The organism is Serratia sp. L9, assembly GCF_050632285.1.
In the GTDB taxonomy this organism is placed as follows: domain Bacteria; phylum Pseudomonadota; class Gammaproteobacteria; order Enterobacterales; family Enterobacteriaceae; genus Chania.
In genome coordinates this window covers 3,549,924-3,563,969 of record NZ_CP192591.1, presented here as the reverse complement: position 1 = coordinate 3,563,969, position 14,046 = coordinate 3,549,924, and the positions used below count along the sequence as shown (strand labels likewise).

At 52.0% G+C, this 14,046-nt stretch carries 15 protein-coding genes; 6 read left to right on the top strand and 9 right to left on the bottom strand.

Annotated features, from left to right (window positions below):
• Positions 1-42: 42 nt before the first annotated feature.
• The gene (locus tag ACQ86O_RS16870) at positions 43-480 is read right to left on the bottom strand and encodes a TraR/DksA C4-type zinc finger protein (protein ID WP_431222065.1); all 438 of its coding nucleotides are present in this window, start codon (positions 478-480) and stop codon (positions 43-45) included.
• Between the two features lie 184 nt (positions 481-664).
• On the opposite strand from ACQ86O_RS16870, the gene ACQ86O_RS16865 reads away from it, so the two are divergent.
• Positions 665-796, top strand: a complete 132-nt coding sequence (locus ACQ86O_RS16865) for a hypothetical protein (RefSeq protein WP_431222064.1) — start codon at positions 665-667, stop codon at positions 794-796.
• Positions 797-893: 97 nt separating this feature from the next.
• Positions 894-1,562 carry an exodeoxyribonuclease X gene (gene exoX / locus ACQ86O_RS16860; protein ID WP_431222063.1) on the top strand — a complete coding sequence of 223 codons (669 nt, stop codon included), beginning with the start codon at positions 894-896 and terminating at the stop codon, positions 1,560-1,562.
• 33 nt (positions 1,563-1,595) lie between these two features.
• Here the strand turns inward: exoX and ACQ86O_RS16855 are convergent, their stop codons facing one another.
• Positions 1,596-3,626 (bottom strand): S9 family peptidase, encoded by a 2,031-nt coding sequence (locus ACQ86O_RS16855; protein WP_431222062.1) that lies wholly within the window; start codon positions 3,624-3,626, stop codon positions 1,596-1,598.
• Between the two features lie 71 nt (positions 3,627-3,697).
• Complete coding sequence (locus ACQ86O_RS16850) at positions 3,698-4,351, bottom strand: tellurite resistance TerB family protein (RefSeq protein ID WP_431225756.1); 654 nt, start codon at positions 4,349-4,351, stop codon at positions 3,698-3,700.
• A gap of 335 nt (positions 4,352-4,686) precedes the next feature.
• On the opposite strand from ACQ86O_RS16850, the gene ACQ86O_RS16845 reads away from it, so the two are divergent.
• Positions 4,687-5,385 carry an RluA family pseudouridine synthase gene (locus tag ACQ86O_RS16845; protein ID WP_431222061.1) on the top strand — a complete coding sequence of 233 codons (699 nt, stop codon included), beginning with the start codon at positions 4,687-4,689 and terminating at the stop codon, positions 5,383-5,385.
• Positions 5,386-5,560: 175 nt separating this feature from the next.
• On the opposite strand, the gene ACQ86O_RS16840 is transcribed toward ACQ86O_RS16845, so the two are convergent.
• From ACQ86O_RS16840 to dbpA, 4 genes are all read right to left on the bottom strand, one after another.
• The gene (locus ACQ86O_RS16840) at positions 5,561-6,100 is read right to left on the bottom strand and encodes a DUF2058 domain-containing protein (protein ID WP_431225755.1); all 540 of its coding nucleotides are present in this window, start codon (positions 6,098-6,100) and stop codon (positions 5,561-5,563) included.
• A 266-nt stretch (positions 6,101-6,366) separates the two neighbouring features.
• Entirely contained in the window at positions 6,367-6,684 is a 318-nt protein-coding gene (yqfB, locus tag ACQ86O_RS16835; protein WP_431222060.1) for a N(4)-acetylcytidine aminohydrolase, read from the bottom strand.
• A gap of 40 nt (positions 6,685-6,724) precedes the next feature.
• Positions 6,725-7,048, bottom strand: coding sequence for a YebG family protein (locus ACQ86O_RS16830; protein ID WP_431222059.1), 324 nt, complete (start codon positions 7,046-7,048; stop codon positions 6,725-6,727).
• Between the two features lie 85 nt (positions 7,049-7,133).
• Entirely contained in the window at positions 7,134-8,516 is a 1,383-nt protein-coding gene (dbpA, locus tag ACQ86O_RS16825) for an ATP-dependent RNA helicase DbpA (RefSeq protein WP_431222058.1), read from the bottom strand.
• A gap of 254 nt (positions 8,517-8,770) precedes the next feature.
• Here dbpA and purT point away from each other — a divergent pair, with 254 nt between their 5' ends.
• On the top strand, positions 8,771-9,949 hold the full coding sequence (gene purT, locus ACQ86O_RS16820; protein WP_431222057.1) for a formate-dependent phosphoribosylglycinamide formyltransferase: 1,179 nt from the start codon (positions 8,771-8,773) through the stop codon (positions 9,947-9,949).
• A gap of 36 nt (positions 9,950-9,985) precedes the next feature.
• Here the strand turns inward: purT and ACQ86O_RS16815 are convergent, their stop codons facing one another.
• Together ACQ86O_RS16815 and ACQ86O_RS16810 are read right to left on the bottom strand one after the other, a co-directional pair.
• Positions 9,986-10,225 (bottom strand): YoaH family protein, encoded by a 240-nt coding sequence (locus ACQ86O_RS16815; RefSeq protein ID WP_431222056.1) that lies wholly within the window; start codon positions 10,223-10,225, stop codon positions 9,986-9,988.
• Positions 10,226-10,266: 41 nt separating this feature from the next.
• A complete protein-coding gene (locus ACQ86O_RS16810; RefSeq protein WP_431222055.1) occupies positions 10,267-11,289 on the bottom strand; it encodes a glycosyltransferase in 1,023 nt (340 codons plus the stop codon).
• Positions 11,290-11,792: 503 nt separating this feature from the next.
• Here ACQ86O_RS16810 and pabB point away from each other — a divergent pair.
• Both pabB and ACQ86O_RS16800 read left to right on the top strand, forming a co-directional pair.
• Complete coding sequence (gene pabB, locus ACQ86O_RS16805) at positions 11,793-13,166, top strand: aminodeoxychorismate synthase component 1 (RefSeq protein WP_431222054.1); 1,374 nt, start codon at positions 11,793-11,795, stop codon at positions 13,164-13,166.
• A complete protein-coding gene (locus tag ACQ86O_RS16800; RefSeq protein WP_431222053.1) occupies positions 13,163-13,741 on the top strand; it encodes a CoA pyrophosphatase in 579 nt (192 codons plus the stop codon). Before pabB ends, ACQ86O_RS16800 begins: the two co-directional genes overlap by 4 nt.
• Positions 13,742-14,046 lie beyond the last annotated feature (305 nt).

Here is a 14,046-nt window from a genome sequence, read left to right as displayed (position 1 = left end):
AACGCTAATCCAGCCAATACCAACAAGTTAGTGTGCGTTTGCTTAAAATGAAGACGACTTACTCTTACGCAAATGCGGTTCGCGCATTTCTTGTGCCGTTTTGGCTTCAATACTCAGCTCTGCCGTTGGGCGTAATAACAACCGCGCTAACCCAATTGGCTCCCCGGTTTCCAGGCAGTAACCAAACTCGCCGTTCTCCACGCGCGCCAATGCCGCCTTCATCTTCGGCAACAGGCGGCTTTCCCGATCCAACTGACGGAACAGCAATCGCAGATCTTCTTCCCGGGCGGCCTTGTCCGCCTCGTCACCGCTAATATCACCATTATCGATATCCCGCTTCAGCACTTCAATGTGCTGCCAGAGTTTTTGCTGCTCTTCCAGCAAACGCTGGCGGAAAAACGCACGCTGCTCAGCGTTCATGTAATCGGATTCCGGCATCGCCAGCAATTGCTGCTCGCTTAACAACGTCATTACTGTCATAGGTCCCTCCAACAGATAAATTTGTTATATTGTAACATTTTTAATTCATAAAAGGTTAATAAAGAATAATATTCAAATTAACAATGGGTTGGGTTATTAGTGCCCTTTGTTACTTGCATACACCGGACGTTAGGTGGTTAATAGTACGGCACCCACCCAACCATAAGGTCACTGAGAGGTCATCATGAGTAAGGGAATGGATAGCAAGAAAAATGCGAAGAAGAAGCCGTTGAAAACCCCAGCCGAGAAGCGTGCAGATAAGCGCGCCAAAAAGGCCACGCGGCAGGTGAGTAACCCCACTTCCAACCGTAGTTAAACCCGCCAAGGCGGGTTTTTTGTTGCCCCTAAAAAGTCAGGTTGGCATCAGTTGTTCACCTCGTTAAGCTAGGGAGAGACACTTAGCCGAGAACATCATGACATTACGTGTAATAGATACCGAGACCTGCGGCCTGGACGGCGGCGTGGTGGAAGTGGCCTCCGTGGATGTTATCGCCGGGCAAATCACCAACCCGATGAGCGATTTGATCAGCCCTGACCGCCCAATCGGCCTTGATGCCATGGCCATTCACCATATCACCGAACAGATGGTTGAGGGTAAGCCGCGCATTGCCGTTGCTATTGGTCGTTATCAGGGTAGTGAGTATTATGTGGCGCACAATGCCGCTTTCGATCGCGGAGTGCTGCCTGAAATGAACGGAGCCTGGATCTGCACCGTAAAGCTGGCGCGCAAGCTGTACCCAGATATTAAATATGGTAATCAATACCTGCGCTATGCGCTGAACCTGGACGTGCAACTGCCGCAGGATACTCAGTTGTACCCCCATCGCGCGCTATATGATTGCTATGTTACCGCGGCGTTGCTAAAACGCATTATGCTGGATTCCGGCTGGACACCGGAACAGATGGTGCAAATAACCCACCAACCGGTTCTGCTAAAGACATTCAGGTTTGGCAAATACCGTGGGCAATTGATTGAGCGCATTGCCCAGGATGACCCCGGCTATCTGCGCTGGATGCTGAAATCCATCGACGATCTCAGCCCTGATATGAAGCACACGCTTAAATATTATTTGATCGGCTAAAAATGCGGGCACTCCTCTGCCCGCATTTGGCGATTACGTCAGAGATAAAATAAACGCGTATTCCAGCGCAATATCCTCATAAGCCTTAAAGCGGCCAGACTTGCCGCCATGGCCAGCATCCATATCGGTATACAGCAGCAGTTGGCGATCGTCGGTTTTCAGTTCACGCAGCTTCGCCACCCACTTGGCCGGTTCCCAATATTGCACCTGGGAATCATGCAGACCTGAGGTCACCAGCATATGGGGGTAATCCTGCGCCTTAACCTGATCGTAAGGGCTATACCGCAACATGTAGTCGTAATAAGCCTTGTCATTCGGATTGCCCCATTCATCATACTCACCGGTAGTCAGCGGAATGGACTCATCCAGCATGGTTGTCACAACATCCACAAACGGCACCTGAGCGACGATACCGTTAAATAGCTGCGGAGCCTGGTTAACGACCGCGCCCATCAGCAAACCTCCGGCACTTCCCCCCATGGCAAACACCCGCTTGGCATCGCCATAGCCTTGTTCAACCAACGTTTCGGTGACATCGATAAAGTCGTTGAAGGTATTTTGTTTATTGAACAGTTTGCCATCTTCATACCAAAGCTGGCCTAGTTCTGCACCGCCACGGATATGCGCCAGGGCGAAGACAAAACCGCGATCCAGCAGGCTGAGGCGGCTGGCACTGAATGCCGGATCCATACTGCTGCCATAAGAGCCGTAGGCATATACCAACAATGAGTTCGCCCCTCGGGCAAAGCTGTCGGTGCGGTAAACCAGAGACACCGGGACCTCGACACCATCACGCGCCTTCACCCAGACGCGCTCGCTACGGTAGTCTTGCGCCGTGAAGTTTTTCACCTCCTGCTGCTTGAGTAACTGGCGCTCACCGTTATCCAGGTTCAATTCATACAGCGTGGTTGGCATAGTCATAGAGGAATAACCATAACGCAGCAACGCGGTTTCCGGGCTCGGATTGTAGGCCAGCCAGGTCACATAGGTAGGGTCGTCGAAGGCAATACTTTTATCTTCACCGCTATGCCAGTGGATTTGGCGCAGTTGTGTCAGACCGGCAATACGCTCCTCAACCACCAGCCAGTCACGAAACAGGCTGAACCCTTCGAGCATCACTTCACTGCGCGGCGCGATCAACTCTTGCCATTGATCCTCTGCGGCTTGCTCGCTCTGGTACAGGCCAAAGTTCTTACCGTTTTTATTGGAGCGAATATAGAAGTGCTGATGATAATGATCGATGGCATATTCGTGATCTTTACGGCGCGGTACAAACATCTGGGGTTTGCTGTCTGTACTGTCGGCATCCAGTAACAAAATTTCCGACGTGGTAGTGCTGCTGAGGTGGATCAGGATAAAACGTTCGGAAGTGGTTTTCTCCAGACTGACGTAGAAGGTGTCATCCAACTCTTCATAGATAAGTACATCTTGCTGCGGGTCGCTTCCTACCACGTGCCGGTAAACCTGATACGGCAATAAGGTTTTGGCATGTTTACGTACGTAATAGACGGTCGCAGAATCATTTGCCCACTCAAAATTGCCAGAGGTGTTCTCCAGCACTTCGTCCGTCCAGTTGTCGCTGCCCAGATCCTTAAAGCGGATATCGTATTGGCGGCGCGAAAGGAAATCCTCCGCCACCGCCAACAGTTGATTGTTCGGGCTGACTTCCAACCCGCCAAGCGTATAAAACTCATGCTCTTCGGCACGCTGATTGCCATCCAGCAGGCTGTCCCAATGCTCAGTTACCGCTTCCGGTTGGCGCACATAAAGCGCATATTCATTACCTGGTTCGTAACGTGTCTGATAGCGGAAACCCCGCTTCACATAGGGTACTGAATGTTCCTGTTGCGGAATACGTGCCACCATCTCCTGATACAAGGTTTCTCGCAGCGCCTGCTGCGGCTTAAGCTGTGCATCGGTATAGGCGTTTTCGGCCTGCAGATAGTCCAGAACCTGGGGATCTGAGCGCTCGTCATCACGCAACCAATAATAGTCATCCACGCGAGTATCACCGTGGATGGTGATCGGATAAGGACGTTTTATTGCCTTGGGAGGTGTCATCATTGCTAAATCATCCGCTTACTTTGATTAAAGCAAGAGTGACACGATCCTCCCCAGCTTAACAAGTCGCGGGGTTAAACCAACTCGCGTTTTTTATCGTTAACGTCACTTTCAATCCCCTGTTTAACATCCACCGGGATCTTCAATGACTGCGCCAATGCATCCAGATAGCTACGCTCCATGAAATGATCGACGTCGATCACCATGCAGCTCAGGTAATAGACTTCCAGCGCCTCATCTTCATTCTTTACGCTTTGCGCGATCAGATCCGGGTTCAGTGGCTGTTCAATGGCTTGCTGCACCCAATTCTGCGCTTCTTCCCCCACCTGCAGCTGTTCCAGGCTATGGTCGATTGCACGCTTCTCGTCCGCATCGATATGGCCGTCACTCTTGGCGGCAAACACCAACGCTTGTACCAATCGCTTGGCACGTAAATCCGCTGGTGTACTCAGTTCACCAAATTGCGGTTCCTGCTGATGTTCTTCTTTGACTCGCTGCTTGTATTTATTCCACAGCACCGCCCCCACGGCAGCGCTACCACCAATGATCAGTGCATTTTTACCAAACTTGCCCACCAGCTTGCGGGAGGACTTATTAGCCAGCAGAACACCAACCAAACCGCCTAATGCGGTCGGCGCCAGCAATTTACCAAGCCCTTCGGTACCGCCCACGGCGCTAGCTTTATCACCCAGCATGGATTGAATCTGTTGCAACCAGTTATTTTTCATCATTACCTCTGAACAGGGGATATTGGGGCACAGGCATCTGTCAGCCAGGCTGCCGAGCAGGCTCCAGATTAGGGGATTATTTGTCAATTATTGTATGGGTGATGCAAAATTGTGTGGCTGAGAGTGGAAGGCACCGAGTCATGGGATCGTGAACAAATAAGGATTGGAGGAATACCTTGATGGAGGGGTGACGGTTAGCCTTGAGTTCGCCAAGGATTAACATTGGCGGGAGGTGAGTTGGCCTTGACTCAGACTGGCGATCAGGCCCATAGACAGATTCGTCAGTCGGCTTAAAATTCGTTATCATTCGCTGCCACTTTCCACCGGGTAGCCTGATGTCTAAGATTATCGATACCTTTATTGCCCCACCGTGCCATCATACAATCGAGCATCTCTACCAGGACGAATACTTGGTACTTATCAATAAACCCGCCGGGTTGCTGAGCCTCTCAGGGAAAAATCCGCAAAATCTCGATTCGGTGCATCATCGGTTGGTACAGATGTTCCCCGGCTGCACGCTGGTCCACCGCCTTGATTTCGGTACTTCCGGGCTGATGGTGATTGCACGCAATAAAGCGGTCAATGCTGCCCTGTGCCAGCAGTTCAGCCAGCGCACAGTGACCAAAGTATATAGCGCGCTGCTCTGCGGGCATCTGGACGACAACGAAGGGGTAATAGACGCAGCGATCGCCAAAGACCCGGCGCTGTTCCCGCTAATGTCGATTTGTGCCATCCACGGCAAGCCAGCCCGCTCCCGCTATCGGGTCGTTGAGCGCTTTTATCACACGTTGGAAAACGGGGCGTCACTGCCTTTGACACGAGTAGCGCTAACCCCGGAAACGGGGCGCACTCATCAACTCCGCATCCACTGCCAGCAGTTAGGCCACCCTATTTTGGGCTGTGACCTGTATGGTGGCCTTCTGCTACCAGGTACCGAACGGACACCGCGGTTGATGCTACACGCCAGTGAGTTGCATTTTGTTCATCCCATTAGCAAAGAGGGGATCAACGCCCATAATGCCAGCCCATTCTGAAGGCGAAAGAGCTCCATCCTCCTTGCTTAAACCTGCAGCGTTGTGGGTGGCAACTCCAATTACCTTGGGTAGATAACGATGCCTCTGCAAAGAGGCCAACAGTGGCACCCAGATTCATACGGAAATGCTTAATCCGATGACTTTTATCGCCAAGCCCGACATCTGCAAACGGTGATTACCACATCAAATCATCGGGTACTTTAAAGTCGGCATACGGATCTTCTTCGTCCTGCTCTTCCTGGCTAAGCGCACTATTTAATACAATGCTGTTCGCATCCCGCTGCGCAATTTTATCGGCCACGCTCGCGGGGATAATAGCGTATTGACTCTCACCACTGTTCTCGACAATCAAACGAGCAATGGCGAGGCGGCCACTAATCAACTGGGCTTGAGTCGTCTTATCAACAAATATTTTTTTAATTAAATTATTATCGGTGAAATTAAAACCAATATCGCCTTTGGCAATGACGATTTTGTTCATTTCAATCAGTTGCTTCACCTGAACTTTGTATTCTTTAGATAAAGTGGCTTGTTTTTGTTGTTCGCTTAGCTGTTTATCACGCTCAAGTTGTGCTTTTTTATTTTCTTCCACCGCTGCTCTTGCCTCACGAGTCTGAACTCGTGACTTTTTAGCCGTTCTTTGAACTTTAGCCATTTTTTTGCTGGTCACTAGCCCAGCTTTTAGCATCTGTTCTTGTAAGGTGAGTTTTGTCATCTTCGCCTCTAAAGCAATTGAATAATTTGGGGGGATTATACCTGTAATTGTTGAGGCTGTAACAGGTTGCAGGGCCTGAACGCGGTCAGGCTTGAATTTGGAGGAATTTGTCAGAGGCTGGCAGAGCCTGCTCTCAGAAGTAGACACCACGCTCAGTCAGTAATGTGCGCCTTCGGCAAAGGGCCGCTGAAGCAGCCCCTGACACACTCAGACTTCAATTGGCTCAGATATGACCATCAATAATGCATGAGCAGCAAGCTGCCAGATTAACTATGCGCTACCACCCGAAAAGCGATAACAAACAGTTCATCCAACCCCGGATAGATCTCCTGGATAACCTGCTTCAATTGGCTGAGCGTCATATTCTCTTGCTGTGCATGCTCTTCGGTTAACGCCTCCAGGCGAATGGGCGTGACCGATTTCACTTCGATGAAACAGAAAAACACGCCGTCTTCGTTACGGCTTACCCGTAACACTTCACCAGACTGAAAGTGGGACTCGCCGGCATCCCGAATGGTGATGGTTTTGCGCCCAGCCAGGATATCTTGTTCAAAACGGCTGAAGAAGGTTATCTCACGGGACATTTCAGATCCTTTTCTTAAATCTATGCTGCAATATTGCGGATTACGCTGCCTGCTGCTCGGACTCCGAGCCTTCTATCGGGGTGGCGGCTTTCTCTGCCTTGGCTTTAGCGGGCTTTTTTACCGTTTCTTGTGGCGCTGCGCCGCCACGCAGGATCTGCGTTAACGCGTCTTTATGTTCCGCCAGGAAGAAACTCAGCCCTTCACGCTGCTCTTCTTCCAGCGTTACTGGAGCTTGTTGCAACCACTCGCCGAGGCTATCAGCCAGATCCAACATTTTGTCGTAGGCATCGGCTTCTTTCTTGTTTGCGAAAGTCATTTTTTCCTCACCGTTTCTAACTACCACATATTTCACTTCAACAGCCATGAGCTTGTCCCTCAAAGGTTATGGTACTGTAATTTTATACAGTATAGTGTAATTTCAGACCGGGCCGCAAGCAGCCCGCCGTTGATTATTTCAACAGCCGCACTTTGCAGCTCTTGCCTTTGATTTTACCTTGCTGAAGCTGTTGCAACGCTTTGCGCGCGCTGGCTTTACGGATAGCCACATAGGCATGTACCGGGAACATATCGATTTTGCCCACTTCCGCGGCCGTCAGCCCGGCGTCACCCGTCAGCGCGCCCAGAATATCACCTGGGCGGATTTTTGCCTTGCGGCCACCGTCGATGCATAAAGTAACCATTTCAGCATCAAGCGGTGTGTTAGGTGCGCCGCTCAGTTCCGATACCGGAGCCCATTTTGCCTTCATCTGCAGGTAATCTTCGAGGGCATGTACACGAACCATTTCCTGTGGCGTACACAGGCTGATCGCCATCCCGCTCAGACCAGCACGGCCGGTGCGGCCAATGCGGTGAACGTGCACTTCGGGATCAAACGAAAGTTCGTAATTGACCACCAACTCCAATTCTTTGATATCCAGGCCACGGGCGGCAACGTCGGTCGCAACCAGCACGCGGCAACTGCGGTTGGCAAAGCGCACCAGCACCTGATCCCTATCGCGCTGTTCCAGATCACCATGCAGCGCCAACACGCTGATATCCCGAGCCTCGAGCGCTTCATACACGCTCTGGCAATCACGCTTGGTGTTACAGAATATTACGCAGGAAGAAGGTTGATAATGGCGGATTGCCGCCACCAGCAACGCAGGACGTTGATCGCGGGTGGTTTCATAGAACCGCTGCTCAATGCTGGCTTGCTCTTCGCCGTCGTCCACTTCCACATTCAGTGGCTCACGTTGCACTCGGGCGCTGATGCGTTCAATGCCCGCCGGATAAGTGGCAGAAAACAGCAGGGTCTGGCGCTGTGATGGCGTGTAACTGATCACATCATCGATGTCGTCGGCAAAACCCATGTCCAGCATACGGTCAGCTTCGTCCAGCACCAGGACTTGCAGGAGATCCAGCACCAGGGTTTTCTTGCGCAGATGCTCCTGCACGCGCCCTGGAGTACCCACCACAATGTGCGGCGCATGCACCAGTGAATCAAGCTGTGGCCCCACCGGTTGGCCACCGCACAGGGTCAGGATCTTAATGTTCTGCGTGAAACGAGCCAGGCGGCGCAGTTCTTTGCTTACCTGGTCGGCCAGTTCACGCGTTGGGCACAGGATCAGGGCCTGGGTCGCCACCTGGGCAACGTTGATTTTGTCCAGCAGGCCGATACCAAATGCCGCCGTCTTGCCGCTGCCGGTTTTTGCTTTGGCACGTACGTCCTGCCCTTTCAGGATGGCGGGCAGCGCTGCGGCCTGTACCGGCGTCATTTCGGCATACCCCAGTTCGTTGAGGTTGGCCAACTGTTCGGCTGGCAGCGGCAGGGAAGAAAAGGAAACTGTGCTCACGGCAATAACTCTTATAGCAAGTGGAAAGGCGGCGCAGCGGTTAGGTCGCACCGGATCAGGCGCAGATGATAACAGAGTTAGTGTGGATTCCGGATTTCAGGCGTTAAAAAAACCGTCGAAAACGGGTTTAGACAGCAGACAACTGCGCTTTGGGATCAATCAGGTTGCCCACAGCTGCGTACGCAATCGTTTTCGTATATACTGCGCGCTCGTTGTCAGACCGCGTTAATTATTACAAATCCAGGTACGAGACTATGTTAACTATTGGAACCGCCCTGCGCCCATCCGCTACCCGCGTTATGCTGCTCGGCTCAGGTGAGCTGGGTAAAGAAGTTGCCATTGAATGCCAGCGTTTAGGTTTGGAAGTGATTGCCGTCGATCGTTACGCCGATGCCCCAGCCATGCATGTGGCGCACCGCAGCCATGTGATTAATATGCTGGATGGTAATGCGCTGAAAACGTTGATCGAACAGGAACGTCCCGATTATATCGTGCCGGAAATTGAAGCCATTGCCACCAGCATGCTGGTTGAACTTGAACAACTCGGCCACCACGTAGTGCCCTGTGCCGAAGCCACACGCCTGACCATGAACCGTGAAGGGATCCGTCGCCTGGCTGCCGAAACGCTGGGTCTGCCGACATCCAGTTACCGTTTTGCCGATAGCGAAGCGAGTTTCCGCCAGGCGGTGGCAGAAATCGGTTATCCCTGCATCGTCAAGCCGGTCATGAGCTCTTCCGGCAAAGGGCAAAGCCTGATCCGCAGCGAACAGCAACTGAGCGCTGCCTGGAGTTACGCTCAGGAAGGCGGCCGCGCTGGCGGCGGACGAGTGATTGTGGAAGGCCTGGTACGCTTTGATTTCGAAATCACGCTGCTGACCATCAACGCCATCGACGGTATCCATTTCTGTGCTCCGATCGGCCATCGCCAGGAAGATGGCGACTACCGTGAATCCTGGCAGCCACAGCAGATGTCCGAATTGGCATTGAGCCGTGCGCAGGCGATTGCACAAGACGTGGTTAACGCGCTAGGCGGTTTTGGTCTATTTGGCGTTGAGCTGTTTGTCTGTGGTGATGACGTGATTTTCAGCGAGGTTTCCCCTCGCCCACACGATACTGGAATGGTAACCCTGATTTCGCAGGATATTTCGGAGTTTGCCCTGCACGTCCGTGCTTTTCTGGGGTTGCCGATTAACGCTATCCGCCAGTTCGGGCCGTCCGCTTCTGCGGTGATCCTGCCGGAACTTTGCAGTGACAACGTGCGCTTCAGTGGATTAGACGCGGCACTGACCGGCTACAATCAGGTGCGTTTATTTGGTAAACCGGACATCGGCGGTAAGCGCCGGATGGGTGTGGCACTGGCGACGGCGCCAGAGGTTGAGCAGGCCGTTGCCTTGGCGAAACAGGCCGCCGCTGCGGTGATCGTGCAGGGATAAAATCATCGGGGGTCGGTATGCCGGCCCCCGATAACCTCAGTAATTCTCGTCGTCTTCAGTATTGTCTTCCAGATACTCGGTTGGTGCTTCCTGCACGTCTTCCTCTTCATCATCGAACAGTACGCTAACCTGATCGCCCTGATGCTTTTCACGAATTTCCTGTGCGACGCGCGCGATGGCTTCTCCACTGCTCATGCCTTGTCCCATCATTTCATGGATACGGTCAGCAGCTTCTTGCTGCTCTTGATGGCTCAGTGACGGCATACCTGCAAGCATGTGTTTCTCTCCACGACAATAATGACCGTGGATTATACGCCCTAACGCCGTGGATCCCAACGCCTGTTATTTAATGGCTGCGCATCCTCTTTTCTCCACTGCTTCAGCCGGTGCAGCCACAACAACACATGCCAAGTCTGCTTGATCCCCCGCATATTGGTAAACATGGCACGATCAATACCGCGTTGGCGGAATTCTTCCGTCATTTGTAGCTGCGCCTGCCGTTCTGGCTCGCGGCGAATACTGTGGCAAATGCCTAACGCCTCGCGGGTGATTTGCCAATGAAAGCTTGGGCAGATAGGAATTTTTGAGCTGTAACGCTGATTCATCGCCATCAGCATTTCCACAATCTTCATATAATGGCGCTGATATTCAACGTTTGCCTGCCCGGTACGCAGCCTATTGCTGATAGAACGGTCGTGAACTCGCTGGCGATAAAGCGGTTTACTCAAATATTTTACCCGCTGGGCATTGAACATGACCTCGGTGGTCCAGGGAATATCCTGATGGTGCAGGCCCGGTTCAAAATAAAGTTCATGCTGCCTGAGGAAATCAAGCCGATAGACCGCCAACCAGACCACATGAATAAACCTTCTTGATTTCAGCGCGGTGGCTAACCATTGCGCCCCGGAAATAACTGCCGTGTCTTTCAAACGTTCAGGTGGAATTATGGGCTGTAGATCACTATCTGCGGCAAAATAACGTTCACCGTTACATTGCATAACATCTAACTGGTGCTTTTCCGCCTGCTCAAGCAAGGTGGAATACAACGCTGGAGCTAATAAATCATCCGCATCGGGGAAGGCGACATATTTGCCGCGTGCAATACTCAACCCTGCATTGCGGGCATTAGAAACGCCGGAATTAGCTTGATCAATAACGCTAATATGCGGGTGTTTTTCGGCATATTGGTGGGCAATATCCCCTGATCCATCGGTAGATCCATCATTGACGATGATCACCTCCAACTGCTGTTCGTGCTGCGCCAGCAAGGACTCCAGGAAAGGAACGAATAACTCTCCGGCATTATGCAGCGGGACGATAACACTCAATTTTAATGGCATAGGCGATTCTTGGTTAAAAGAAATGGAAAACTCATTATTGTTTTTAATTTAATGCGCCTGACGTTGAGAGGTAGCATCAAAATACTGGCTTAAGGATTTAAGCGGGTGTTTTAATGAGTTTAGCATCGATGGCGTATTTTTTGCACACTGCTCGCATTGGCATGAAGAATGAGCGGGGAAATGTGAAGCTTCATCCATCCACAACCCGCATTTCTGGCAAAATAACATATACCCTCCCACTAATTGATAAGATTTCAAAATGTAACCGGGCGATAATTATCACGGCTTAATAAGGCTGTTTTTATGTATTGAGATAATTGATGATGGAAAGCGAATAGCCATTGTTTTAAAGCTTTTTAACATTTTTGCCTGATAGCAAGCGTTGCAAAAAATGCTTCATTTACCTTTGTTTAGTTTTGACCAACCGAACGCTGTAAGCTGCACCCGGCCAAGGAATGTGGCAGAATACCGCCGTTTTCCGCCAGCCAGGTTGATTGAAGCCCATGAGTGCCACCACCCCAAATCTCAAATCCTTGCCCTATACCCGCACAGCCTTGTTGGAGCTGTTTACTCCATTGGCACAACAGCCCTGGGCAATGTTGCTGCACTCGGGATTTGCCGAGCATTCACATAACCGTTTTGATATTTTGGTGGCTGAACCACGCGTGACGTTGACCACATGCGGCACCAGTACCGAGATCCGGCAAGGCAACGCCACTTGTCACGCGTCAGACGATCCCTTCCTGCTACTGCAACAGCAGCTTGATACCATAAACCTCCATCCGCCCGTCAACGGCGACCTTCCCTTTCAAGGCGGCGCGTTGGGGTTATTCGGTTACGATCTGGGGCGGCGTATAGAAGCTCTGCCACAGTTGGCGCAGGCAGACATCGCGCTGCCGGATATGGCGGTAGGAATTTATGATTGGGCGTTAATTGCCGATCACCAAAAGCAAACACTGACGCTGCTCAGCCATGGCGATATTGAACAACGCTGGCAATGGCTTAGCCAGCAGCAGACTCCGCCAACACAACCCTTTGCTTTGAGCGGCCACTGGCAGACAAATATGACACGCCAGCAATACGGTGAAAAATTCCGCCGTATCCAGGCCTATCTGCGCAGCGGTGATTGTTATCAGATCAATCTGGCCCAGCGCTTTTCCGCTCCTTATCAAGGGGATGAATGGCAAGCATTTTGCCAGTTAAGCGCCAGTAACCGTGCCCCTTTCTCGGCTTTTCTGCGCCTGCCGCACAACGCCGTGTTGAGCGTGTCGCCAGAACGCTTTCTGTGGCTGGCAAACCAGCAGATCCAGACCCGGCCTATAAAAGGTACCTTGCCACGCCTTGCCGATGCCGCACTGGATGCACAACAGGCGCAAAAACTGGCCAGTTCGGCGAAAGACCGGGCGGAAAATCTGATGATTGTTGATCTGCTGCGTAACGACATTGGCCGCGTGGCGCAGCCCGGCACCGTGCGCGTTCCGGAACTGTTCGTGGTAGAGCCGTTCCCGGCGGTGCATCATCTGGTCAGTACCATCACCGCCACGCTGCCTGCGACAACGCCAGCCACCGAACTGTTGCGTGCCTGTTTCCCTGGCGGTTCAATCACCGGCGCCCCCAAAGTGCGGGCCATGGAGATCATCGAAGAACTTGAGCCACACCGCCGTAACGCCTATTGCGGCAGTATTGGCTATATTAGCCTGTGTGGCACTATGGACAGCAATATCACCATCCGCACTCTGCTTACGGAAAACGGGCGCATTAGCTGTTCTGCCGGTGGCGGCATCGTGGCCGACAGCCAGGAACAGGCGGAATATCAGGAAACTTTTGATAAAGTGGGCCGCATCTTGCCGCAACTTGGGGAGTTTACCGTTTCGTGAGTCATCAGGATTATCCGGCTTCACTGGCTGACTTTATCAGCCGTTTTCAACTGCAATTGCCACAGGCGGTGCGGATCTCTCAAAACGTGCGCCCCGCTGCCGTGCTGATCCCGATAATCTGCCGCCCAGAGCCCACCTTGCTGCTTACCCGCCGAGCCGATTCGTTGCGTAAACACGCAGGTCAAGTGGCCTTCCCTGGGGGAAAAACCGATGCCGAAGACGGCTCACCTATCATCACGGCATTGCGCGAAGCACAAGAAGAAGTGGCGCTCCCACCAGGAGCAGTGCATATCCTCGGGCAAATGGCCCCCTTGGATAGCAGCACCGGCTTTCAGGTAACGCCGGTGGTGGGCCTGATCCCACCAGATATTGAATTTCATGCCAATGAAGATGAAGTCGCAGAGCTATTTGAAATACCGCTGCAAGAAGCTCTGCGATTATCGCGTTATTTTCCGCTGGATATTCACCGACAGGGCCATGTCCACCGGGTCTATCTTTCCTGGTATCAGAGCCAATTTATCTGGGGGCTAACTGCGGCCATTATCCGCCGCCTGGCTCAGCAGGTGGCGATCTGATTGTGACCCCCTCACACTCCGGCAGGGATTGCCGGCCGTTTTACCGGTTAAGCGATCGCTATCACTTCACCAGGTTATTTTTTCTACTACCGTTTACGGCATCAGTCTTTTAAAAAAACTGTAAACTCTCTCTTCAACCTTACGAAATACCTGTAAAATACTCCCAGCCAAAATAAACCACTAATAGCATAAGGTTTAAACTGGCGATGTAATAAAAGTAACACCACGGATTATTTTATTTCATGCGAAAAAGGGTACCGAACCTGTACGGCCCTTTTAAACTATCGCAGTTCCCTGCGCGGTTT

What these genes read in the sequence shown, in the direction of transcription:
- ACQ86O_RS16870 (WP_431222065.1), bottom strand. Translation starts at nt 480, where the DNA reads ATGACAGTAATGACGTTGTTAAGCGAGCAGCAATTGCTGGCGATGCCG.
- ACQ86O_RS16865 (WP_431222064.1), top strand. Translation starts at nt 665, where the DNA reads ATGAGTAAGGGAATGGATAGCAAGAAAAATGCGAAGAAGAAGCCGTTG.
- exoX (WP_431222063.1), top strand. Translation starts at nt 894, where the DNA reads ATGACATTACGTGTAATAGATACCGAGACCTGCGGCCTGGACGGCGGC.
- ACQ86O_RS16855 (WP_431222062.1), bottom strand. Translation starts at nt 3,626, where the DNA reads ATGATGACACCTCCCAAGGCAATAAAACGTCCTTATCCGATCACCATC.
- ACQ86O_RS16850 (WP_431225756.1), bottom strand. Translation starts at nt 4,351, where the DNA reads ATGAAAAATAACTGGTTGCAACAGATTCAATCCATGCTGGGTGATAAA.
- ACQ86O_RS16845 (WP_431222061.1), top strand. Translation starts at nt 4,687, where the DNA reads ATGTCTAAGATTATCGATACCTTTATTGCCCCACCGTGCCATCATACA.
- ACQ86O_RS16840 (WP_431225755.1), bottom strand. Translation starts at nt 6,100, where the DNA reads ATGACAAAACTCACCTTACAAGAACAGATGCTAAAAGCTGGGCTAGTG.
- yqfB (WP_431222060.1), bottom strand. Translation starts at nt 6,684, where the DNA reads ATGTCCCGTGAGATAACCTTCTTCAGCCGTTTTGAACAAGATATCCTG.
- ACQ86O_RS16830 (WP_431222059.1), bottom strand. Translation starts at nt 7,048, where the DNA reads ATGGCTGTTGAAGTGAAATATGTGGTAGTTAGAAACGGTGAGGAAAAA.
- purT (WP_431222057.1), top strand. Translation starts at nt 8,771, where the DNA reads ATGTTAACTATTGGAACCGCCCTGCGCCCATCCGCTACCCGCGTTATG.
- ACQ86O_RS16815 (WP_431222056.1), bottom strand. Translation starts at nt 10,225, where the DNA reads ATGCTTGCAGGTATGCCGTCACTGAGCCATCAAGAGCAGCAAGAAGCT.
- ACQ86O_RS16810 (WP_431222055.1), bottom strand. Translation starts at nt 11,289, where the DNA reads ATGCCATTAAAATTGAGTGTTATCGTCCCGCTGCATAATGCCGGAGAG.
- pabB (WP_431222054.1), top strand. Translation starts at nt 11,793, where the DNA reads ATGAGTGCCACCACCCCAAATCTCAAATCCTTGCCCTATACCCGCACA.